Origin of the sequence: Paenibacillus sp. EZ-K15 (assembly GCF_002573715.1) — a bacterium.
GTDB lineage: Bacteria > Bacillota > Bacilli > Paenibacillales > Paenibacillaceae > Paenibacillus_AQ.
In genome coordinates, this window is record NZ_PDHM01000016.1 from 427,333 (window position 1) to 449,173 (window position 21,841).

23 protein-coding genes are annotated in these 21,841 nt (G+C 47.6%); 19 read left to right on the forward strand and 4 right to left on the reverse strand.

The window, feature by feature from the left end; translation table 11 throughout:
- Positions 1 to 72 precede the first annotated feature (72 nt).
- Positions 73 to 438, forward strand: a complete 366-nt coding sequence (locus CRG97_RS14540; protein WP_098744078.1) for a hypothetical protein — start codon at positions 73 to 75, stop codon at positions 436 to 438.
- A 49-nt stretch (positions 439 to 487) separates the two neighbouring features.
- The gene (locus CRG97_RS33275; RefSeq protein WP_202618925.1) at positions 488 to 640 is read left to right on the forward strand and encodes a hypothetical protein; all 153 of its coding nucleotides are present in this window, start codon (positions 488 to 490) and stop codon (positions 638 to 640) included.
- A 15-nt stretch (positions 641 to 655) separates the two neighbouring features.
- On the opposite strand, the gene CRG97_RS14545 is transcribed toward CRG97_RS33275, so the two are convergent.
- Positions 656 to 1,543 carry an AraC family transcriptional regulator gene (locus tag CRG97_RS14545; protein ID WP_098744081.1) on the reverse strand — a complete coding sequence of 296 codons (888 nt, stop codon included), beginning with the start codon at positions 1,541 to 1,543 and terminating at the stop codon, positions 656 to 658.
- Between the two features lie 123 nt (positions 1,544 to 1,666).
- Here CRG97_RS14545 and CRG97_RS14550 point away from each other — a divergent pair, with 123 nt between their 5' ends.
- From CRG97_RS14550 to CRG97_RS14610, 13 genes are all read left to right on the forward strand, one after another.
- Positions 1,667 to 2,449, forward strand: a complete 783-nt coding sequence (locus CRG97_RS14550; RefSeq protein ID WP_098744084.1) for a phytanoyl-CoA dioxygenase family protein — start codon at positions 1,667 to 1,669, stop codon at positions 2,447 to 2,449.
- 191 nt (positions 2,450 to 2,640) lie between these two features.
- Positions 2,641 to 4,404, forward strand: a complete 1,764-nt coding sequence (locus tag CRG97_RS14555) for a histidine kinase (RefSeq protein WP_098744087.1) — start codon at positions 2,641 to 2,643, stop codon at positions 4,402 to 4,404.
- Positions 4,389 to 5,732 carry a helix-turn-helix domain-containing protein gene (locus CRG97_RS14560; protein ID WP_098744089.1) on the forward strand — a complete coding sequence of 448 codons (1,344 nt, stop codon included), beginning with the start codon at positions 4,389 to 4,391 and terminating at the stop codon, positions 5,730 to 5,732. Before CRG97_RS14555 ends, CRG97_RS14560 begins: the two co-directional genes overlap by 16 nt.
- A gap of 119 nt (positions 5,733 to 5,851) precedes the next feature.
- A complete protein-coding gene (locus tag CRG97_RS14565) occupies positions 5,852 to 7,576 on the forward strand; it encodes an extracellular solute-binding protein (protein WP_098744090.1) in 1,725 nt (574 codons plus the stop codon).
- An 82-nt stretch (positions 7,577 to 7,658) separates the two neighbouring features.
- Positions 7,659 to 8,549 (forward strand): ABC transporter permease, encoded by an 891-nt coding sequence (locus CRG97_RS14570; RefSeq protein ID WP_098744093.1) that lies wholly within the window; start codon positions 7,659 to 7,661, stop codon positions 8,547 to 8,549.
- A gap of 20 nt (positions 8,550 to 8,569) precedes the next feature.
- Positions 8,570 to 9,457, forward strand: coding sequence for a carbohydrate ABC transporter permease (locus CRG97_RS14575; protein ID WP_076323292.1), 888 nt, complete (start codon positions 8,570 to 8,572; stop codon positions 9,455 to 9,457).
- A gap of 28 nt (positions 9,458 to 9,485) precedes the next feature.
- Entirely contained in the window at positions 9,486 to 10,772 is a 1,287-nt protein-coding gene (locus CRG97_RS14580) for a Gfo/Idh/MocA family protein (RefSeq protein ID WP_098744095.1), read from the forward strand.
- Positions 10,773 to 10,960: 188 nt separating this feature from the next.
- Entirely contained in the window at positions 10,961 to 11,494 is a 534-nt protein-coding gene (locus CRG97_RS14585) for a hypothetical protein (RefSeq protein ID WP_098744098.1), read from the forward strand.
- 32 nt (positions 11,495 to 11,526) lie between these two features.
- Positions 11,527 to 12,015: a hypothetical protein gene (locus tag CRG97_RS14590; protein ID WP_098744101.1), complete on the forward strand. Its 489-nt coding sequence runs from the start codon at positions 11,527 to 11,529 to the stop codon at positions 12,013 to 12,015.
- A gap of 187 nt (positions 12,016 to 12,202) precedes the next feature.
- Positions 12,203 to 13,360 carry a type III polyketide synthase gene (locus CRG97_RS14595; RefSeq protein ID WP_098744104.1) on the forward strand — a complete coding sequence of 386 codons (1,158 nt, stop codon included), beginning with the start codon at positions 12,203 to 12,205 and terminating at the stop codon, positions 13,358 to 13,360.
- Entirely contained in the window at positions 13,347 to 14,069 is a 723-nt protein-coding gene (locus CRG97_RS14600; protein WP_098744107.1) for a methyltransferase domain-containing protein, read from the forward strand. The genes CRG97_RS14595 and CRG97_RS14600 overlap by 14 nt, the downstream gene beginning before the upstream one ends.
- Positions 14,070 to 14,128: 59 nt before the next feature.
- The gene (locus CRG97_RS14605) at positions 14,129 to 15,280 is read left to right on the forward strand and encodes an NAD(P)/FAD-dependent oxidoreductase (RefSeq protein WP_098744110.1); all 1,152 of its coding nucleotides are present in this window, start codon (positions 14,129 to 14,131) and stop codon (positions 15,278 to 15,280) included.
- Positions 15,281 to 15,417: 137 nt separating this feature from the next.
- The gene (locus CRG97_RS14610; protein ID WP_098744113.1) at positions 15,418 to 15,966 is read left to right on the forward strand and encodes a DinB family protein; all 549 of its coding nucleotides are present in this window, start codon (positions 15,418 to 15,420) and stop codon (positions 15,964 to 15,966) included.
- Positions 15,967 to 16,084: 118 nt separating this feature from the next.
- Here the strand turns inward: CRG97_RS14610 and CRG97_RS14615 are convergent, their stop codons facing one another.
- Together CRG97_RS14615 and mscL are read right to left on the reverse strand one after the other, a co-directional pair.
- Entirely contained in the window at positions 16,085 to 16,546 is a 462-nt protein-coding gene (locus CRG97_RS14615) for an OsmC family protein (protein WP_098744116.1), read from the reverse strand.
- Between the two features lie 245 nt (positions 16,547 to 16,791).
- The gene (gene mscL / locus CRG97_RS14620; RefSeq protein ID WP_098744118.1) at positions 16,792 to 17,187 is read right to left on the reverse strand and encodes a large conductance mechanosensitive channel protein MscL; all 396 of its coding nucleotides are present in this window, start codon (positions 17,185 to 17,187) and stop codon (positions 16,792 to 16,794) included.
- A 227-nt stretch (positions 17,188 to 17,414) separates the two neighbouring features.
- Between mscL and CRG97_RS33280 the strand changes: the two genes are divergently transcribed.
- Positions 17,415 to 17,555, forward strand: a complete 141-nt coding sequence (locus CRG97_RS33280; RefSeq protein WP_202618926.1) for a hypothetical protein — start codon at positions 17,415 to 17,417, stop codon at positions 17,553 to 17,555.
- 117 nt (positions 17,556 to 17,672) lie between these two features.
- Positions 17,673 to 19,169: an Lsa family ABC-F type ribosomal protection protein gene (locus CRG97_RS14625; RefSeq protein WP_098744121.1), complete on the forward strand. Its 1,497-nt coding sequence runs from the start codon at positions 17,673 to 17,675 to the stop codon at positions 19,167 to 19,169.
- Between the two features lie 180 nt (positions 19,170 to 19,349).
- Here CRG97_RS14625 and CRG97_RS14630 read toward each other — a convergent pair whose 3' ends face one another.
- Positions 19,350 to 19,646, reverse strand: coding sequence for a DUF1796 family putative cysteine peptidase (locus tag CRG97_RS14630; protein ID WP_098744124.1), 297 nt, complete (start codon positions 19,644 to 19,646; stop codon positions 19,350 to 19,352).
- 78 nt (positions 19,647 to 19,724) lie between these two features.
- Between CRG97_RS14630 and CRG97_RS14635 the strand changes: the two genes are divergently transcribed.
- Together CRG97_RS14635 and CRG97_RS14640 are read left to right on the forward strand one after the other, a co-directional pair.
- Positions 19,725 to 20,099: a VOC family protein gene (locus tag CRG97_RS14635; protein WP_098744127.1), complete on the forward strand. Its 375-nt coding sequence runs from the start codon at positions 19,725 to 19,727 to the stop codon at positions 20,097 to 20,099.
- A gap of 158 nt (positions 20,100 to 20,257) precedes the next feature.
- Complete coding sequence (locus tag CRG97_RS14640; RefSeq protein WP_098744129.1) at positions 20,258 to 21,385, forward strand: NAD(P)/FAD-dependent oxidoreductase; 1,128 nt, start codon at positions 20,258 to 20,260, stop codon at positions 21,383 to 21,385.
- Positions 21,386 to 21,841: the final 456 nt, after the last annotated feature.

The window sequence follows — 21,841 nt, forward strand, 5'->3', positions numbered from 1 at the left end:
TAGAATACCCCTTATGGAGAGAATCTATGAAACGACTGAAGATGATATAACGGATGCTTAGGATGGTGTGTTATGAAATGGAACTATTCGGAAAGCGATGAAGCCTATGAGGCCATGGAGCGCTATTGGAAACGCCTGTTTGTTAACATGCTGGGCGTTCATGACGCTGATGATTGGATTACGCCTTACTATAAACACCAGTTTGCGGATGGTACCCCGATGAGGGACGCTAATCCGATATTTTCGGCGTTCTCCCGGACAAGTGGAAGATCCGTCAGAATTATTCTCGAACCGATGGAGGAATTTGACGAGCTGCGGCATTGGGTGGATGAAAACGAGGGGAAAAAGGAACTTGTCATCGTGAGCGCAAGCACCGAGTTGCAGGTTCTCAAAGCAGGAGAAATTTTGGAAGCCTGGCTGAACGAAGAACGCCGTTAATGAAGGGAACGGATGATTTTAACATGCAGTAAGCAAGGGGCTACGAGAGATGAAATATGAATTCAATATGACAGCGTCGATCTCCGAGCTCGTATGGTATCCGGATGAACGATTTGACGAATACAAGGTACACCCGAACTTCAAAGCGGTGATGGACCGGCTTGGCATAACGGTTCCCGTAGGAAATATCTATGAGCGGTAACATTGGTCCGAGAGATCATTCATGAAGATCCGCATCTAAGGCCCATTTCGCTCGATAAGCGGCAGGAGGAATACCTTTGAACTTGGTGAACAGCCTTGTGAAGTAATGAACGGATGAGAACCCGGTTCGCTCTGCAATCACCTTGATGGGATTACGGGTATGCTGGAGCATTAACTCGGCTGCCCGGATTCGTTCGGTGCGAACCATGGAGGAAAAGGATTCATGAATGCTTTCCGCAAACAATCGGGATAATTGCCGTTCGGACACATTCAGGTAAGCCGCCAATTCGGGTAGTGACACAGGCCTGCTGAGGTTGTCTCTTATGTACAATTTTGCCTTTTGAATGAGTTGTAACGCGGATGAAAAGAGAGGCGCGCTTTCGAAGCTGCCGGAAGCCCCGAGCAGGACAGGTAAGGACTGGAGGAGTACATGTGCTAGCTTGGGCAAGAGCGATGCAGGCAGCGATGCCTCGGGTTCTGAGCGCATCAGCATGGATTTCCATATTTGGATGGCAGGCGAATCGCCCGCATGCTCGGTCCAAACGGCACATCGATGAAGAGCCTCTACGTATTTCACTGTTACTTCTTGGGCAGACGGTCTCTCCATCGCTTCAAACGCGACGAATAACAGATTCAGACTGTCTACGTCTTTGATCTGATGTAACCGACCTGGGCGCGTACAGAAGGCTACCCCCTCATATAAGGGATAAGTCTGATCTCCGTCCATATATATACCGGTTCCACCGTCCACATAACAAATCTCATAGAATGAATGGCGGTGTATGGAATTGGCCGTCAAATGCCGGACACTCCCCCAGTAATAGACGAGGAATGAGAGGCTTTCACCTTCAAGCCGTCCAGCATAACGATTAAGACGTTCTTCGCTTTTGCTCCATTGATACAAGGCATTAGCAACTCCCTTGGCGTGATTTTGCAAAACGTCGTCATCTTCGTGCAAATACGATTTCGCTTGCCCTTACTATAATTAACTTAGATAAACCATAACATATCGAGAGGGTGCATGGTGATGATGGACGAGAAGGATATGCAATTTTACAAAGACAATGGGTACCTGCTGGTTCGAGGCGTTTATAATCAACAGGAAGTAGAGGATATGAGAGCGGCGGTTGATGGGATCATCCAGAGGGCGGCACGAGCCAAATCGGATCAAAACCATGCCTGGCAAGGCGACTTCCTGCCGCCTGAGCAGCTTAATAAGCTGGTTCTGAAAGGCTTTCACGATGTGCACTACCATGATGCCGCGTTCATGAGAGCCGCAATCCATCCCCGAATGACAGAAGTGTTGAACGGAATCATCGGTCCGAACGTGCAACTGCATCACTCGAAAATGCTGGTGAAGCCTCCTGCTAACGGGGCCGCGTTTCCCATGCATCAAGATTATCCATATTTCCCTCATCGCGATCACACCATGTTAGCCGCCAGCGTTCATCTGGACGATGCCGATATTGAGAACGGCTGCCTAAGCGTTGTGCCGGGATCCCATAAACAGGGCGTTTTGCCGCATATCGGCGCTTATTATTTGAACCACAAGGAGTATCCCTTATCCTCGGGAACCCCGTGCCCGGCCAAGGCGGGCGATGTGCTTTTCTTTAATTACCTGACCATTCATGGCTCGGACGTGAACCGGAGCGACCGCACGCGGAGAAACATCCTGTTCCAATATCGTGACGCTGCGGATGTGCCTACCGCGGATGTTCACTTCGATTGGGGAATGGGCTTAATGGTAAGCGGAACGAATCCGGATTTCAACAACGTGAAGCCAAAATATGAAATTATCCGTTCGAAATGATCACACAACAGTCGGATCCCTATGCTGAATTATAAGCCTGACTAAGCCCCTCAGCGGGGCTTTTTTCTATGCCTGGAACTTGTGCCTTGTCATGTTCACACCTAACAATGTAAAAATAATTCGTTGTAATGTCGGCTGGCCCCCCTATACTAGATGATAATAGATCGGTTGATACCAAATGGGGGGAAAGCATGAAACTTCAAGCTCCGGGCAAAGCATCGAAATGGTTTGTGTACCAGAAAATCGTCATTGTTTTTATTCTATTATTACTCCCTCTCATCTCGATGAATATTTGGTTGAATTATAAGGGGATGTCCGTTACGAAGGAGTCCCTCTTGAACTCCGCTACGGCTGGCGCATCCTTCTATTCCAAGCAGCTCGATAAAGAGATGTATTTTATTCGGAATTTGCAGCTGCAGCTGCTGAATGACAAGGATCTGCAGAAGCTGAGCTTTCGGGGCAGTATGCTTGAGGACTATGGCGAGGTGGAGCTGATTGATCAGGTCAGGGATCGGCTGGCAACCCTCATGGTTTCCAGTGAGTACATCGTGAACGCCGGGGTTTACGTGAAGGATATCGGGAAAACGATCTCGACCACAACGGGCGTGACCAATACGCCGAATAAGGAAATGGAGCTGATCTCCTCCATGATGACGGTTATGCCCAAGCCTTCTTTTTATAGAAGCGGCGACCGGATTTTTCTGATTGAAACCGAAAACAACGGCGGCATCTGGTCCTACATCGAAATTTCCCGATCCAAGCTGCTGGGGGCTTTAAGCGAAATCGCCAAGCTGTATCCGGAATCCGAAGTATTACTCGGGAGTAAAGAAGGGGGGACCATATTAACGACAGCTCCGCGGGCCGATGAATCATCCGAGATTTTGAGTCATATTCTGGACAATCCCAGCCCGGAGCAAAGTGTGCCGGGGACTGGGGAGCTGAATGGCGTAGACTATTTTATCATCGAGAATGAAGTTAGCGCGCTGGATCTGTCCTTGGTCATGTATGTGAACCAGAATGAAATCACGCGGCCTTTAAGCCAATTCATTACATGGTTTTATACGTTGTTTATTCTGGCGGTGATCGTCATGGTGCTTTATTCGTTCTCGGTCAATCTGATGATCCACAGGCCACTGTCCAAGCTTGTTAAAGCCTTTCATATGATCGAAACCGATAATTTGAACATCATGATCGAGTCCAGAAGCAAAGATGAGTTTCATTACGTATTTAACGGGTTCAACAGGATGACGCATAAGCTCAAACATTCGATTGAGGAAAACTATGAGCAAAAAATAGCACTCCAGCACTCGCAGCTGAAGCAGCTACAGTCTCAGATCAATCCGCATTTTCTATATAACAGCTTTTTCAATATTTATATGATGTGCAAGGTTGGAGACTCGGATAGCGCGGCGGAGCTCTCGCAAAAGCTGGGAAGCTACTATCAATACATCACGAGAAGCGGCTCCGACGAGGTGCCTTTCTATAAGGAATACAAGCATGCGCTGGATTACTGCGACATTCAAGGTATCCGCTTCTCGAACCGGATTGCATATGAGCATAAGGAAATTTCGGACATCCCGCCGTCCATAACCGTTCCGAGACTCATCATACAGCCTATCGTGGAGAATGCGTTTGAGCACGCGTTCGAAGACGGTATGGAGGAGGGGAAATTATATATCAGCAGCGATTACCGGGAAGGCAAATTGCGTGTCACGGTGGAGGATAACGGGAAGCTGCTAACGAATGAGATGCTGCAGTGTTTGCAGGACAAGCTGGCTATGGATTCGAAGCATATTGAAAAAACAGGATTGATCAACGTGAACAACCGGCTTCAGCTTAAATATGGGCTTGGAAGCGGATTATTCATCTCACGCAGCGCCTATGGCGGCTTAAAGGTGGATCTGATCATTATCATCGATGGGATAGAGGAGGCATCATCATGTACAGACTGTTGATCGTGGACGACGAACCTGTCATCGTTAACGGCTTGGTTCAGCTTTTTCAGGAGCAAACGCAATTGGAACTGGACGTATGCAAAGCTTATTCCGCCAAGGAAGCGCTGGAGATTGCCAGGAGAGTGAAGCTGGACATCCTGGTCAGCGATATACGAATGCCCCAAAAGAACGGGCTGCAGCTGATTGATGAAATTACATACTATTGGCCGCTTTGCCGAATCATTTTCCTGACCGGTTATAGTGAATTTGATTATGTGCATGAAGCACTGCGCAAAAACGTGGATAACTACATCCTGAAGACCGAAGGAATCGATCCGATTTTCCAAGCTGTCCAAGTGGCTTCTTCTAAACTTGATGAGGAAAACCGTCGCAGAATACAGGCGGAAAAGGCAAAAGTGCATTTTCAAATCGCCGAACCTCTGCTGAAACGGGAGCTGATACGAAAGGTATTGAATGGAGAAGCCGCCCGTTCTCTGCTGTCCGAGTCCCGTTATGAAGAAGTGGAGTTCTGCATCGATGTAGACCAGCCGGCATTCTTTATCTTGGGAAGAATTGACGGTGCGTCGGAGACGAAAACAAAGGATGTGGCGCAAGCTGTTCAGATGACGTTTATCAACGATTTGCCCAATTCATTTGCATGTGAGCATGCTATTCTGGACGATGCCTTACAGGTATGGCTGCTGCAGCCGGACGTGGAGCTTCGGGATCGTTTTCGCGGTGATGCGCAGGAAAATGAGCTTCATTGGCATGGGGTTATGTCTTATATGAGAGGCATCCTGGAGCTGGTTCAGAATGAATGCGAAGAACTGCTCGGCGTTTATGTTTCTTTCGGGATCTCGGGCAATCTGCATGATAAGTGGTATAGCTCGGGGCAGCAGCTTGATATTTTACGATCCATGCTGCAGAGCAGGGCTGCGTTTGGTCAAAATATGGTCATTGTGAACATCGAAAAGGCTAAAGAGCTTGAGGAAACGAACCAAGATTATGACCGCTTCAAGCAGGATGACATGAAATTCGACGTGATCGATCGGATCCATAAATATATCATGGAGCATTTATCCGGGGATGTCTCCTTGACCGCCATTGCGGAGGAGGTCCATTTTAACCCGTCCTATCTTTCGCGCTACTACAAGCAGCTGACAGGGCACAACCTGCTGGAGTATATCCAGGCGAAGAAGCTGGAGGGGGCGCTCCATCTGATGTTGCATACGGATATGAAATTGCAGGAGATTGCCACTCGGCTCGGATTCGAATCTCCGTCCTATTTCACGACATTTTTCAAAAAAAAGATGGGGGTTTCCCCTCAGGAATACCGAAATACCCAATAAGTAAAAAAAGTGAAAGAGATGTAAAAAACTTAAAATTGATAGCGCTTTCGACCAGAATCTATAATGATAGCAAGCAACACAGATATCAAGATTACGCCAGATAAAGGGGGAAAGCAATCATGAGATGGATCAAGCTAGCGAGGATGATGTTGATTAGCACGATGACGCTTTCGGTAATGGCTGCATGTTCGAATCAGGCAACAGAATCTGAGGGGACGCCGGACCAAACCTCTACCGAGGATACAAAAACCAATACTGCACCGCCCGACCCTCTCGGCAAATATCCTGAAACGGTAACGGTCACGCAAGTGCTCGGCTACAATCCGCCGGAAGACCCGCGGACGCCTCAGGGGATTACACCTGAACAGAATGCTTACTTTAAAGATCTCAAAGACATGCTCAACATTGAGGTTCAGTACAAATGGACGGTGCCTTCCAGCCAGTTCGAGCAAAAGTTTTCATTAGCCATGGCATCGGCGGACCTGCCGGATATTATGGAACTGGATCAGAAGAACTTCGAGAAGCTCAAAAAGCAAGGTATGCTTGCCGATCTTACCCAAGCTTACAACGACTACGCTTCGCCAGCACTGAAAAAATACATGGAGTCGGACGGCGGCTTTGCGATGAAGACGTTTACGTCAGAAGGAAAGCTGCTCGCGATTCCCGGATTTGAGGATCCGTTCCTGTCGACCCAACTGCTCTGGATCCGCAAGGACTGGCTCGACAACCTGAATTTGCAGCCGCCGCAAACGATGGATGAGCTGGAACAGGTTGCAAAGGCCTTCGTACAGCAGGATCCCGACCAAAACGGTAAAAATGACACATACGGTATCGCGATGCAGAAGAATCTGTTCTTCTGGGGCTTTGACCTGAGAGGTTTCTTCAATGGATTTGGCGCATACCCGTCCATTGGGGACAACCAATCGGCCTGGATTAAGGACGACAGCGGCAAGCTTATACCTGGACTCATTCAACCGGAAGTAAAGACCGCGCTGGGCAAGCTGCAGTCCTGGTACAAGGAGGGGATTCTGGATAAAGAATTTGCCTTGAAGGACGAGAACAAGTCCGTTGAAGATATTACCGCAGGCAAGGTCGGCATTTCCTACGGGGAATGGTGGTATCCGAACTGGCCATTGAATCTCAATGTCGATAAAGATCCTAAGGCAGAATGGATTGCCCTTCAGATTCCTGGACTGGATGGACCCGGCAAGTCCATGGTCCCTAAGATCCGCAGCAACAAGCTCGTGGTCGTGAACAAAAAAATGAAGAATCCGGAAGCCGCCATTAAGATGATCAACTTCTATATCGAGGTGGGCAACAAGAAGTACATGGATCAGAATAAAGCGGAAAAAGGATATGTATACAATTGGTTCGTTCCACGAATTTATAATCCGGCCCAAATCGATACGATCTATACGGAAGTTAACAAAGCGCTTGACGCGAACCAATCGGAAATTACGCTGGATGACGAGAACTACAAAAATGTGGCGGACGTCTTCAAAGCAACGAAGGATTACCTTGCAGGTAATACCGCAGATGCCTCGAAAGGCGTAAATTGGGGCCAATATTTCAGTCGGGCGGCAAAAGACGGCGGCTGGGGAACGACGCGGCAAATCAAAGAGAGTCAGGCTTATGTGAATAATGAATTCTACGGCCTTCCCACGGCAACGCAAGTGGAGAAGGGATCCCAGCTCGATAAACTGATGCAGGAAACCTTCACCAAGATCGTCATGGGGGCTTCGCTGGATGAATTCGATAAATTCGTTCAGAGCTGGAAGTCGCTTGGCGGCGATCAGATTACGCAAGAGGTCAACGATTGGTACGGCCAGCAGAGTGCCAAATAATCTTTGAATGATGGAACGGGAGGATGTGCCTTTAGGAAGTTGGCAGATTCCTCCCGTTTTAAATGGACGGGGAGGTTCATCTGTGAGAACGCTAAAAAAAGAATATCTGCTGCATTTGATGTTGCTGCCTGGAGTTATCGTCACGTTGATTTATGCTTATGGACCTATGGCCGGCCTAGTGATGGCTTTTCAACAGTTTGAGCCGCTGGCCGGGTTCTTCCACTCGGATTTCGTTGGCTTTGATAATTTCCGATATGTATTTGAACTGCCCGATTTCAAGCAGGTACTGTGGAACACCATTGTCATTTCCGTATTTAAAATGATTTTATTTTTACTGGTGCCTCTGATTCTGGCACTGCTTCTCAACGAAGTCACCCGAAGATGGTTCTCGCGTTTTATCCAATCCGCCATCTTCCTGCCATTCTTTCTGTCCTGGACGGTGCTTGGCGGCGTCATCATCGAATTGTTTTCCTTGAATGGTCCGGTGAACGGGTTGCTGGGCGCACTGGATATGGAACCGATCATGTTCATGCTGGATAACAACTGGTTCCGAGGGATCATCATCGGTTCGGACGTATGGAAAGGCATGGGCTATAACATGATTGTTATGCTCGCAGCCATAACAGGAATCCATGCAACGCTGTATGAAGCTGCTGAAGTAGACGGAGCGGGAAGATGGAAGCAGATGATTCATATCACGCTCCCGGGCATGGCACCGATCCTCATCCTGCTGGGTGTATTAAGTCTTGGCGGCATTCTCAACGCCGGTTTCGAACAGATTCTGATTATGTACAACCCGACGGTTTATGAGGGGGCTGATGTTATCGACACCTTCGTCTATAGACTCGGAATGTTCAGTCAGCAATTCGGACCTGCGGCTGCAGTCGGCTTCTTTAAATCCGTCATCTCTCTGGCTCTCGTGGCTGTTACGTACTATGCGGCTTATAAATATAACAATTATCGGATCTTTTAGGCTGGAGTGGAGGTAGGAAAATGCACAAACCAACGATCAGCAGAAGGCTATTTGTAATCGTGAATACGCTGGTTCTATCCGCAATCACCTTGCTCGGTATCATTCCGTTCATTCATTTGCTCTCGATTTCGTTAAGTTCGAATACAGCGGCGATGGCAGGGGAAGTGAGGCTCTGGCCGGTCGGATTTAACCTGGATGCTTACCGGTACTTGGGCGAAAAGGTCGAGTTTTTCCGATCGTTCCGTGTCTCGCTTACCCGGGTCGTGTTGGGGACGGCAGTGAATATGTTTCTAGTATTCATCACCGCCTATCCCTTATCGAAATCCAATCATCAATTTAAGTTTCGTACACCGTACGTGTGGTTTTTTGCCATTACGATGTTTTTCGGCGGAGGCCTGATTCCCACTTACATGATCGTAAAGAATACCGGCTTGATTGACTCCGTTTGGGCTCTGATTCTCCCCGGGGCACTCAATGTATGGAACATGGTCCTGATGCTGAATTTCTTCAGAACGATCCCGAAGGAGCTGGAGGAAGCGGCAACGATTGACGGCGCCGGACACTGGAGAATATTATGGCGTATCTACCTGCCGGTATCCCTGCCGTCCATTGCAACGATCGGCTTGTTTACCATCGTGGGTCACTGGAATGCTTGGTTCGACGGTATTCTATACTTGAATTCGCCGGATAAATATCCGCTGCAAACCTATTTGTCAACGCTCATCATGTCCATCAATTCCCAAATGACTTCAATATCGATCGAGCAGATAAAGGCGATGGAGAATTTGAGCGAGAAAACGCTCCGGACTGCCCAAATATTCATGGGCGCGCTGCCGATCATGGTCGTGTATCCGTTCCTGCAGAAGTATTTCGTTAAAGGGATGACGGTCGGCAGCGTCAAAGAATAATGACTTGCAAATAAAGGAGAAGAATCGGATGAACAAGGTTAAGGTTGCCCTTATCGGTGCAGGACTGCGAGGCATCAACTATATGGAATATGCCCTGCTGCATCCCCATGAGCTTGAGGTGGTTGCCGTCGCGGAGCCGAATCTGCAGCGGAGGGAACAGTTTAAAGCTAGACATGGCCTTGAAGACTCGGCTTGCTTCGAGCATTGGGATGATTTCTTTGCAGGACCCAAGCTTGCGGACGCGGTATTGATTTGCACCCAGGATAAGCAGCATTTCGAACCGACGATGCGAGCCCTTGAGGCTGGTTACCATGTGCTGCTGGAGAAGCCGATGTCACCGGATCCCGAAGAGTGCATCCGGATGGGCGAGATGGCTTCGCAGGCCGGGCTGGTGTTTTCCATCTGTCACGTGCTGCGATATGCGCCGTTTTTCACGACTTTAAAGGAACTGCTGGAGCGTGAGACCATTGGCCAACTGATGTCGATCCAGCATAACGAGAACGTGGGCTATTGGCATCAGGCACACAGCTTTGTGCGGGGGAATTGGCGTCGTAAGGAAGATTCCAGTCCGATGATTCTCGCCAAGTCGTGTCATGATCTCGACATTTTGCTTTGGCTTGCCGATTCCGATTGCCTTCGGGTATCCTCTTTCGGCTCGTTAAGCCATTTTACGGCTGAGCAAGCACCGGAAGGCGCACCTAAACGCTGTTTGGACGGATGCCCGGTCTCGGATCAGTGCCTCTATTATGCGCCTGATCTATATTTGACAGAGGATACGAATTGGCCAACGTCGGCGATCAGTGATGATATGAGTTATGAAGCCCGTTATAAGGCATTGCTGGAGGGACCATATGGCCGCTGCGTATATCATTGCGATAATGATGTTGTGGACCATCAGGTCGTCAATTTGGAATTTGCCAATAACGTAACGGTTGCGTTTACGATGAGTGCGTTTACGCGAGATGTCAGCCGCACGATCAAGCTGATGGGAACCCGTGGGGAAATCCGTGGTGCCATGGAGAAGAATGAAATTGAGATCATTCACTTTGGCAGCGGCAAGATCGAGCGAATATCATTTGAGGATAGGGGCGGGCATGTCGGCCACGGCGGCGGTGATATGCGGCTAATTAAGGATTTTTTAAGACTGGTGCAGACAGGGGGAAGCGATCAAGGGCTGACTTCGGCAAGTCGTTCCGTTCAAAGTCACCTCATGGCGTTTGCGGCTGAGCAGTCGAGAGTGGATGGAAAGGTCATCTCGATAAAGGAATTTGAGCAGCAGTTCAGCACGCAAGTAAAAACGATGCCCGGGAAATAAGCTGTAGATCTCAAGCCTGATTGCTGATGCAATCGGGCTTGTTTTGTATTCTAACAGATAAGGAAAAGACACCCTCTCGAAGAAGTCTCTAAGGCAGGATAACGCCAAGTGGCTGACTATGGTAAAATAAACCTAGAAATTTGGCCGAATTTATTGAGAGTTTGCCCTATCGATAGGAGTTGAGGATTTTGAGATTTCTAAAAGATGTTCAGGACACGGGGATGGGAACCTGGTACTTTGAAATTGATAACAATGGCACGGCTTGTAGGCAGATCGTGGTTAATGAGGACGGCAGCTGCATTACATCCAACCGGAAGCACGATTCCGATCATTTCATGCTGGCGGAGCACCCTCTTGATCCGGAGGAACCCTATTATACAGAGATTAGTCAAGCAGCATTTGAGGAGCTTTGGATGGAACAGCTGCAGGCTGGCATGGAGGACTGGTATCGGACCCAACGTTTATTTCCTGTCGGCGCTAGAGTTGAAGGATTCATCGAGGCCTTTTTTCCGCAAGGCACGTTGATTAACTTGTTGGAGCCGCGGGCCGTTGGCTTGACGGACACGTCCGTTCTGAAAGCAGGCGTCCCTGCTGAATGGTTGTACCCTCGTTATCGGGTCATTGCCGAGGTATCCGGTTATGATGAAGTAAACCAATGGGTGCTTCTTGCCCATGCTGAGCTTCTAGGAAGTCAGTTGGACGAATCTGAGCTTGGCAAGTAAGAAGGAATAGAATGATCGAAAGGAGCGGTTGAATGATAGGCAGCAGCGGCTGGACTGCAGGTGAGCTTGTCGTTGATGGAGAACGGGTCATTCACCCCGGTTTAACCGAAGATCCATTGCGTACATCCAAATTTTATACCCTGTATTTTCACTCTGCCCGCTCTATGGGGAATGGCTATGAGTGGTTTTATTTTAATGAGGTTCCGTTGATGGATGAATCGGTGTTTGTGTCCATTTGCTTCCAGGCTGGCAAGCTATATACGGTAGAATTGTCCGTTCAGGGAGAGCAATTTCCGACTTCGTGGGATAACTGGACCGTTGAAGGCGAGCGGAGAAGGTACGAGAAACATAGGAACATGCTTGAGAGGGCTTTATGTTTAAAGCCGAAACATGAGCAGGAACGTCCTTATCCATATTTGGAATACCAGATGGGATGGGGGAATATCACATCCTATCAGGATCCGCGTTCAGGATCAACGGCAATCGCGTTTTCTTTTACGTGGCGTGATAATAATAGTTAGCCCAGGAAACCACGTTCATCGTGGTTTTTTTTGCGACTTTGGACATGCGGATTAAGCCTTCGGTGTGAATTGGATATAATTTGCTAAGTTCGGGTTATCCTAATCTCAAAAGTAAGTCTTAGGACGAATTCAAAATACCCAGGAAAGGGTAATCATGTATAATTCCAAGACGATACAGGAGGTTAGCATGAAACATACAAACGGTATGTCCGATGTTGCGATTCTCGGGATGGGGACGGCATTGCCGGCACATTCGGTGGCACAGTCGGATATCGCTGAATTAATTGCCTCTACGCTGCAGGATAAACCCGATCTGGCTCGCTTTGCTCGAAGAGTATTTAGATCCTGCGGTGTCGAAACTCGTTATACCTGCGAACCCAACTACCTCGGTCCATTGGAAGAGTGCCGCTATTTGCCTTCTCATGACGAGTCAGACATCCCTACAACCGAGGAACGAATGGATACATACAAACGGGAGGGCCTCCCGCTTGGCATAGAAGCAGCCGAGCAGGCCTTGAAGGATGCAGGTATGTCGCCGGATCGAATCACGCATCTCATTACGGTCAGCTGCACGGGCCAATACCAGCCGGGTATGGATGTACTGTTGATCCGCCATTTGGGGCTTTCTCGACGGGTTAATCGTCTGCCATTGATATTCCAGGGATGTGCTGCCGGCCTTAAAGCGATTCAAATGGCTCGGGATGTTGTCATAGGGGCGCCGGGGTCGCAAGTATTGATTGTGTGCGTGGAGCTTTGCACCCTTCATTTTCAACCGGTCAAGGCGAGGGAGGCACTGTTTGCAGCCTCGTTTTTCGGTGATGGAGCCTCATCTTGTGTCATCGGTCATCCGGCAACGGATCATCGGCATTATTTGGAGCTTGGCTCGGGTTATTCGGTCCTGCTGCCGGATTCCACGGAGGATATGACATGGGAGGTAGGCAACACAGGCTTTGATCTTTTTTTATCCCCGCGTATTCCCAAGCTTCTCGGTATTCACCTGGAGGAAGAACTGCGTGTTCTGCTGAAGGGCGATAAGCTGCCGGAATTGTGGGCCATCCATCCTGGCGGACGGGGCATCGTGGATTCGGTGCAGGAAGTCATGGGCCTGACCGATGAACAAACCAAATACAGCCGGGACATCTTAAGAACGGCAGGGAATCTCTCCTCCGTGACCATTTTGTTTGTGCTGAGTGCGATGCGCAAGGAGATGCAAGAGATGAATAAAGCTTCCACGGAAGGGGTAGCCATGGCCTTCGGGCCGGGCCTGACAGCGGAGCTTATGCGCTTTACCTATGTGAAGGCTTATGCGTCATCGGTTAAGGAGCAGGACCATGTCCTTCTTTAGAACCCTGTCAATCAGGGCGGAGGAAGATGAGCTTATGGATGACTTCTCCATGGGAGGAGAAGAGCTGAGCGAAGCGCTGAAGCATTTAAGGTGGCTGAATCGGATCTTTGCTGCACCGGGACCTACCCTGGACGGCGTGGAGAAGCTTTGGAAATCGATTGGCAGCCCGAGGACCCTTAGCATCATGGACGTAGGGGCCGGTTCAGGCGATGTAAACCAGAAGCTGCTGCAATGGTCGGATCAAAGAGGCATCCAGCTGAATATTACCTTGGTCGATATGACGGAAGAAGCATGCGATGAGGCTAGACGACTGTTTCGAAACGAGCCGAGGGTTCAAGTTCGACGTGCCGATGTTAAAGAGTTACCCGATGCATCGGCAGATATTGTGACTGGTTCCCAGTTCATCCATCATTTCCAGGGCGATCAGCTGGTGGACATGGTGACGCATATGCTGCGAACCTCTATTCACGGGGTCGTCATCAATGATATCCATCGGCATCCGGTCCCCTACACGGCAGTTTGGATTACAACGCGCATCATTTCCCGCAATCGTTATATTCGCCATGATGGTCCGTTATCGGTTGCTAAGGGATTTAAAGGGAGAGATTGGAGAGAGCTGAAAAAGCAGCTTAAGCACGACACCATGACCTATGAATGGAAGCCGCTGTTCCGCTATTCCGTTGTTATCCCGAACCATCGGGCTCCCTAGTCCTCTACTTGTTATCAAGCCAATGTTCTTCAGGCAAGCTATAAGGCAGGTGGTCATATATGTCAAAGCAAGCGGATGTTATTGTTATCGGAGCGGGTGTAGCCGGTACCAGCTGTGCACTACAGCTTGCAAAGCAAGAGTATCGTACGATATTGCTGGATCGGCAATCATTTCCACGCCACAAAACCTGCGGTGAATTCATGTCTCCGGAGACCAAAGAGATGCTGGATTATCTAGGCGTCGATCTAGTGGGTCAAGAGATTAAGCCCAGCCCCATGGATCATGCCAAAATCGTGATGCCACACGGCGGTGAAATTACCGCTCCGTTACCGGGACAGGCCACAGGCATCAGCCGCTATGAGCTGGATCGCCTCCTACATGAGAATGCAGTGGCTGCGGGTGCGGAAGTTGTCACGGGAACAACCGTGACCGATATTCAGAAGCTCGGTGATCATCGGTATGAAGTCGATGTAAGGCAAGGGAACGAGCGCGTTCGATATGAGGCAAGGGCCGTCATTGGTGCATATGGTACGAAAAGGCCGCGCGGCGTTGCCACTGCCGAGGAGTATCGGGATGATACCGTATATGTGGGCATAAAATCACATTTTAGCGGCATTACGATACCTTCCCGGGTAGAGCTGTACTTTTGCGAGGGGGGTTATGTCGGAATCTCGCCGATTGAAAATAGGACAGTTAATGTGGCTGCGTTGCTGACCTTGAATTCAGTGCAGGGCAGCGGCAAATCGGTGACTGAAATTCTCCGGGCTGCTTCATGCACGAACAGAAAGTTGGCCGAACGAATGGCTGAAGGAGAGCCTGTTTCGGGAACCCAGGTATCAATTGCTCCGCTTCGTTTATCCCATACGCCGCATCCATGGTCGGAATATCCGCATATCGGCGATGCCATGCTAATGCTTCCACCGCTGTGTGGGGACGGGATGTCGGTTGCTCTGCGGTCCTCGCTGATATGCGCTCGTTGGACCAATTCCTATTTAAAGGGAGAAATAAACTTCGAACAATGGCGAGATCAATATACACTTGAAGCCAATCGTACGTTTACGGAGCTTCTCAGAAGAGCAAGGAGAATTCAGAACCTGGCTTTCGCCAAAACCAACCGCTTCTATCCAGGCATTGCCCGGATGATTCCAGGATTGGCGTCCTATATCGTAAAAGCTACCCGGTTATCCGCATCGGGTATAGGCTCCAGATAAAAGCCGCAGGATTGCGGCTTTTTTGTATTGTTATTTACGGATTTGCGTTGACTTTGGATAGATTATAATTTATTATGTTTGTTAATAAATAGACATATTTAAATAATGTTTATTATTTCGATGAATAGAGGGGCGTAATGCAGGATCGACAGTATTCATCTGATCCGACCGGGGTCATTCGAAGTACTCTTGATTTTCAGTTCCAAATCGCTTGGCAGATGCTCGACTTGCATCTCACGGGGCTTCAAGATGAGGAGTTTCATTGGCGACCTGCTTCGAAGGGACTCCACGTTTACCGTGAATCTGGAATCTGGCTAGCGGAATGGCCGGAATCCGAGGATTACGAGATTGGCCCGCCGAATATATCTTGGCTGACATGGCATATCACATACTGGTGGTCTATGGTACTGAATCATTCGTTCGGCAGCGGGGCATTGGCCCGTGAAGACATCCATTCTATGGGTAACATCCAAGAGACTAGAGATAGAATAAATGAATTGAGCAGCGAGTGGAAATGTGAAATGTCGGCTTTGACGGACGAAGCGTTCCTTTCTACGGAACGAACGTTATGGCCTTTCGCGGATAAGCCTTTTCATGAATTGGCAGCCTGGCTAAATCTGGAACTGATGAAAAATGCGGCTGAGATTGGTTACTGCCGTTTCCTTTATGCTGTTCACAAGAAATAATACATTTATCCATGTACACTACGTCGCATAATGATATCCGAAAGATTGGCTTTCATAACGATGATAAATGAAGGGCTGCTAAGTTGCTTGGTGCAACCTGGCAGCCCTTATATGTAAATTAAGAATGAGTCACTTCATTCTCAATGACGATGCGATTTAGCTTTACATTTACCGGCGCCGCTATCGTATCGCCAACAGGGCATTTACTCTCCAGAAATTCAACAAACTGCTCAACCTTCTCGGGGGAGGAAGGGGTCCTGATGTAGAAGGTGTACCGAATATCGGAGTATCCAGGGCGTACGTCAGAGCGATTAAAGAATCCATCCAGGTCAAGGTCGCCTTCTACATCAACTCTGAAATCTTCAAGGATCACATCGAATTTTGGTGCATAGACACGGGCCACAATCGATTGGCATGCCCCCAGGGAGGCAAGCAGAGCTTCCACGGGGTTCATTCCGGTATCCGTACCTCCAAGGCTTTTCGGTTCATCGATGACGAACTCGAACTGCCTTACATTAGTAACAACTCTGACCCCTTCTTGCAAATGGGCAGTTGCCTTGAACGTTTGAACACTTGGCATATAGCACATCTCCCTTTTTCTAGACAGCCCCATACGGCGTGGGTGATCTGTCTCTATATCATAATCTTTACTATTTTACTAGGTTTAGTGTGAATTATAATTCTATTTAGCATGATCTGTCAATAGAACATGAATCGTACGATATGATGGGCGTTTGTTATTCCCATGCAAGGACCAGGAGGAAGGCAAAAAAATAGAGCGTGTTCTCGTTGCGAAAACACGCTCTCTGGATCAGTTCCATATTATTATTCGGAAGCCTTATTTTGTTGTTTCAGCAAATCGCGAATTTCAGTCAACAACAGTTCTTCCTTCGATGGAGCCGGTGGTTCTTCAGCTTTAGTATCTTCTTTGCGTTTAAAGCGGTTAAGCGTACGGATGAACATGAAAATCGAGAAGGAGACGATAAGGAAATCTACGACCGTCTGCAGAAAAACTCCATACGTCAGCGTTGCATCTCCGATTGTCGCATCTAGTCCTGATAAATTGACTCCTCCAAGGAGCAAGCCAATTACCGGCATAATGATATCGCTCACCAAGGAGGAGACGATTTTGCCGAAAGCAGCACCAATGATAACCCCAATGGCTAAATCTAGTACGTTACCCTTAAGCGCAAAGGTTTTAAATTCTTTTAACAAATTCATAATAAGTCACCTGCTTTTCAATCCAAAATGTAGGGCGGCGATTAATCTACCACTCGAAATATCCTATCAGCAACTAGTGAAATGCGCAAGATCGTTAAGTCGTATCTTTTCTACGGAAACGTAGGCGAGCCGCCGCTTGCCCTATACAGGTTGACCAATAGGTGGCGTTCATGTTAAGTTTTTAATATTCGCACAATAACGGGATCGAATGAAGGAGGGATAAAGCGATGACTGAATTAGAGGTTGTAGATGTTTATGTGAACCTGTCAATACTAGGAAGCATTAGACAAGGTTCACACCATAACCAATCAGATACCGGAACTTTATCCTTCTATACTTATATGCAGGCAAATTTAGCGTTAGCTTGATCGTCGCTTGTTTCTTTATGGTATAGTTGGTTAATGTAAGCGTAGAAAGCACCGGATTTCTGGTGTTTTCGCGCTTTTTTTTTCGTTCTGAAATTTTGCCATAGAGGGATGAAGAAAATGTCATTAATCAATGTTTCTAACCTTTCGTTTGCTTATGATAGCAGCTATGATCCGATATTCGAACAGGTGAGCTTTCAAATCGATACCGATTGGAAATTGGGGTTTACCGGAAGAAACGGCAGGGGGAAAACCACGTTTCTGAATCTGCTGCAAGGCAAGTACGAATACAGCGGGAATATTTCGGCCACCGTGAGTTTCGAATATTTCCCTTATCATGTCGAGAACAAAGACTATCTGACCATGGATGTTATCGAAGAGATCTATCCGGAGTATGTGCATTGGCAAATCGTGCGCGAGTTTAACTTGTTAAAGGTTTCGGAAGATGTACTATACCGGCCTTTTGCATCATTATCCAGCGGAGAACAGACCAAAGTGATGCTGGCTGCGCTGTTTACCAAGGAGAACCGCTTCCTTTTGATTGACGAACCGACCAATCATCTGGATATGCATGCGAGAAAATTGGTCAGCGACTATCTCAGCAAGAAAAGCGGATTTATTCTGGTGTCTCACGATAGATCATTCTTGGATGACTGCGTAGACCACATCCTGTCCATCAATAAAACCAATATCGAGATCCAAAAAGGCAATTTTTCCGCATGGTGGGAAAATAAAAAGAGACAGGATCAATTTGAGCTTGCGAGTGACGAGAAGCTGAGGAAAGATATTAAACGTTTAACCGATTCTGCAAGAAGGACGGGGAATTGGTCGGATCAGGTGGAGAAATCGAAGAACGGTACCAGAAATTCAGGCTCCAAAGTAGATAAAGGCTATATTGGCCACAAGGCAGCTAAGATGATGAAGCGCTCCAAAAACCTAGAGCAGCGACAGCAGTCCGCCATAGAGGAAAAATCGAAGCTCCTTAAAAATATCGAGAGCTCCGAGAATTTGCAGATGTTCCAACTGGATTATCACAAAAAACAACTGGTCCAGCTGGAGGATGTCTCCATTTCATACGGCTCCAAGACGGTGTGTGAAAACTTGAGTTTTACGATTGAAAAAGGGGACCGAGTTGCCCTCTCGGGCAAAAATGGTTCTGGAAAATCCAGTATCCTTAAGCTGATATACGGAGAAGAGATGCAATACACAGGCCAGTTCAACAGGGATAGCCAGCTTAAGATATCCTATGTATCTCAGGACACGTCCTACCTGCAAGGCAGTTTGACGGATTATGCCATAAGCAGCGGGATTGATGAAAGCCTGTTTAAATCCATATTGCGAAAGCTCGATTTCTCCAGACTTCAGTTTGAAAAGGATATTTCGACTTATAGCGGGGGACAGAAGAAGAAGGTGCTGATCGCTAAAAGCCTTAGTGAGCATGCTCATTTGTATGTGTGGGATGAACCGCTTAATTTTATCGATGTGATCTCTCGCATGCAAATCGAAGAGTTATTGCTTGAGCATGCACCGACGATTCTGTTCGTGGAGCATGATCGTGCATTTTGCGAGAATGTGGCAACGAAGTTCGTTGAACTTGATGGCCATCAAGAAACATAAGAAACAATAAGATCGTTATCCCGAAGAAGGAATGAGAGTATTAATTAGCTAGAATATGTTCCTTAATAGGAAATTACAAAAAAAAGCTGTCCGCTAATTAGTTAGCGGCAGCTTTTTTACATTTTGTTGTGATATCAACTAAGACGTTCATCCAGTAAACCTAACCCTTCCAGTAGCCTGTCAAAACGGCGTGGCGATTCCATCCTCCAAAAGAGCCGAAGTGCCTTCAACCTTTCGCATATGCCCGAGTTCCATAAATCCGATGAAGCGGTTGCTCAATAATCGGGTTACATTCGAAATCGACCTCGATATCATCCAATCAAGCGGAAAAGAAAAGCGTCTCAGCTGACGCTCCCGCAAATTGATCGATGGCCCATACCAACTGCCCAAGCTAATGATAAGTGGCGTATAGTAAAAAAATAAACCGTAATTTAATATAAATTCGCAATTGATAAGAAATATAAGTGCATCTGGCATGTTAAGATCTGAAGAGAAAAGACAATCATAGAAACAAGCTGGTTTTAACAGTTAATTAGGCGAGGAGTGTAACAATCGATGATTAGTAAAGTTGGTCAAATTATGGTGTATGTGAATAATCAGGATCAAGCCGTGAAGTTTTGGACTGAAATGGTAGGATTTCAAGTCATAGCTGAAGAGAATAACGGTGAAATGAGATGGATTGAAATTGCTCCAACGAAGAAAGCCGAAACGAGCATCATTCTGCATGACAAGGAGCTCGTAGCCAAAATGTCGCCTGGAATGAATTTGGGCACACCTTCTTTAATGTTTTTCACGGAAAATTTCGATGCGTTGCACAGCCATTTAACCAGCCATAATATCAACGTCGGCGAAGTGGTGAATTTGCCTTCCGGCAGAGTGTTCAACTTTGCGGATTATGAAGAAAACTATTTTGCTGTCATGGAAAAATAATAACCGATCAGATCAACCATAGATCGGATGGATGTGAAGTCGCCTATTTGGCGGCTTTTTTGTGTATTCTTTGGTATAACGCTTAGATGGTGGGCGTTATACTTTTTTCCTGCATTCGCTATAATGGATACAGTGATTGAAGGAAAGGGATGTCATGTATGAAGAAAGTGATCGTCATTGGATCGGGAATACTGGGGGCATCGACTGCTTATCAGTTAGCAAAAATGGGAGCGGAAGTCCTTATTATAGACCGCAAAGATAAAGGACAGGCTACGGATGCCGCGGCAGGCATTATCTGCCCCTGGCTATCGCAAAGGCGGAATCAAGCGTGGTACCAATTAGCCAAGGCGGGCGCACGTTTTTACCCTGAGTTAGTGAAAGAACTCATCAGCGAAGGCGAGACAGAAACAGGCTACGCCCAAGTCGGCGCTCTTAGCATTCATGAGGATTTGGATAAAATCCGCAAGATGGAGGAACGGGCTCATATTCGGAAAACAGATGCTCCGGAAATCGGTGAGATTACCCGGCTGAATGAGGGAGAAACCCATGAGCGTTTTCCTTTGCTTGGTAAAGGTTATCATTCCGTCCATATTAGCGGTGCCGCCCGTATCGATGGTCGTGCGCTGCGCGATGCGCTGATCCGGTCCGCACAGAGGAACGGGGCCAAGATTATAGACGGGGATGCCGCATTGCAATACGAATCGAATCGTGTTATCGGAGCAGCAGTCGGAGCTGATAGCTTCGAGGCTGATGAAGTCATTGTTTGTGCCGGTGCATGGGCTAATCAACTGCTTCAGCCATTAGGCATTCACTTTCAGGTTCGTTTTCAAAAAGCGCAAATCATGCATGTACAGGCGCCTGATCAGCAAGATACAGGTGACTGGCCGGTCGTCATACCGCCTTCGGATCAATATTTGCTCTCTTTTGATAACCAGAAGATTGTGATCGGAGCGACTCACGAAAATGAAGTCAATGGCTACGATACAAGAGTAACACCAGGCGGCATGCAGGAAATCCTGAATAAAGGATTGGCCTTAGCGCCTGGTTTGGCTGACAGCACATTTGAGGAGGTACGAGTCGGGTTTCGTCCGTTCACACCCGGATTTCTTCCGGTTATGGGTGCTGTCCCTGGCTGGGAAGGCCTTATTACGGCAAACGGACTGGGCGCGTCCGGATTAACGATGGGGCCATTTATCGGAAGCCAACTTGCAAAGATGGCACTTGGAATGCCGCTGGATATCGACATTCATCCATATGATGTTCGTACAGCGATCGAAGAGAGTTGAGGCATGGCGGGGTATCTCCTGTTAAAGGGATCATGTGAACATATGTGGACGGAGTGAAAAGCCCATTTGAATATTGGATATGATGAAAGCCGCGAAATTCGCGGCTTTTTATTGTTGAGGAGATTGTGGTCAAAGCCTGTTATACGGAATGGAAAAGTAATTCGCATCAACGAGTGATCGGGGAAAGCCTCTCGTAAGTGAAAATTATGTGAACATATACTGAAAATTTTCCTTTGCACAGAAAATCAATGACTACATACATTGCTTTTCATGATAGGAGATACCTTATTTGGTTTTATAGTCCTAGAGGACCTACGGCTGATATGCCGGAGATTCATATCGTGATAGGGTATAGGCTAGGATAAGACAGCGAAGTTAGGTAGAAACTAACGATGCAGCCGTCAATCCTCCTTTTTTATTGTGAAATGACCGCATTACGAAATTGGTCAATCAGTA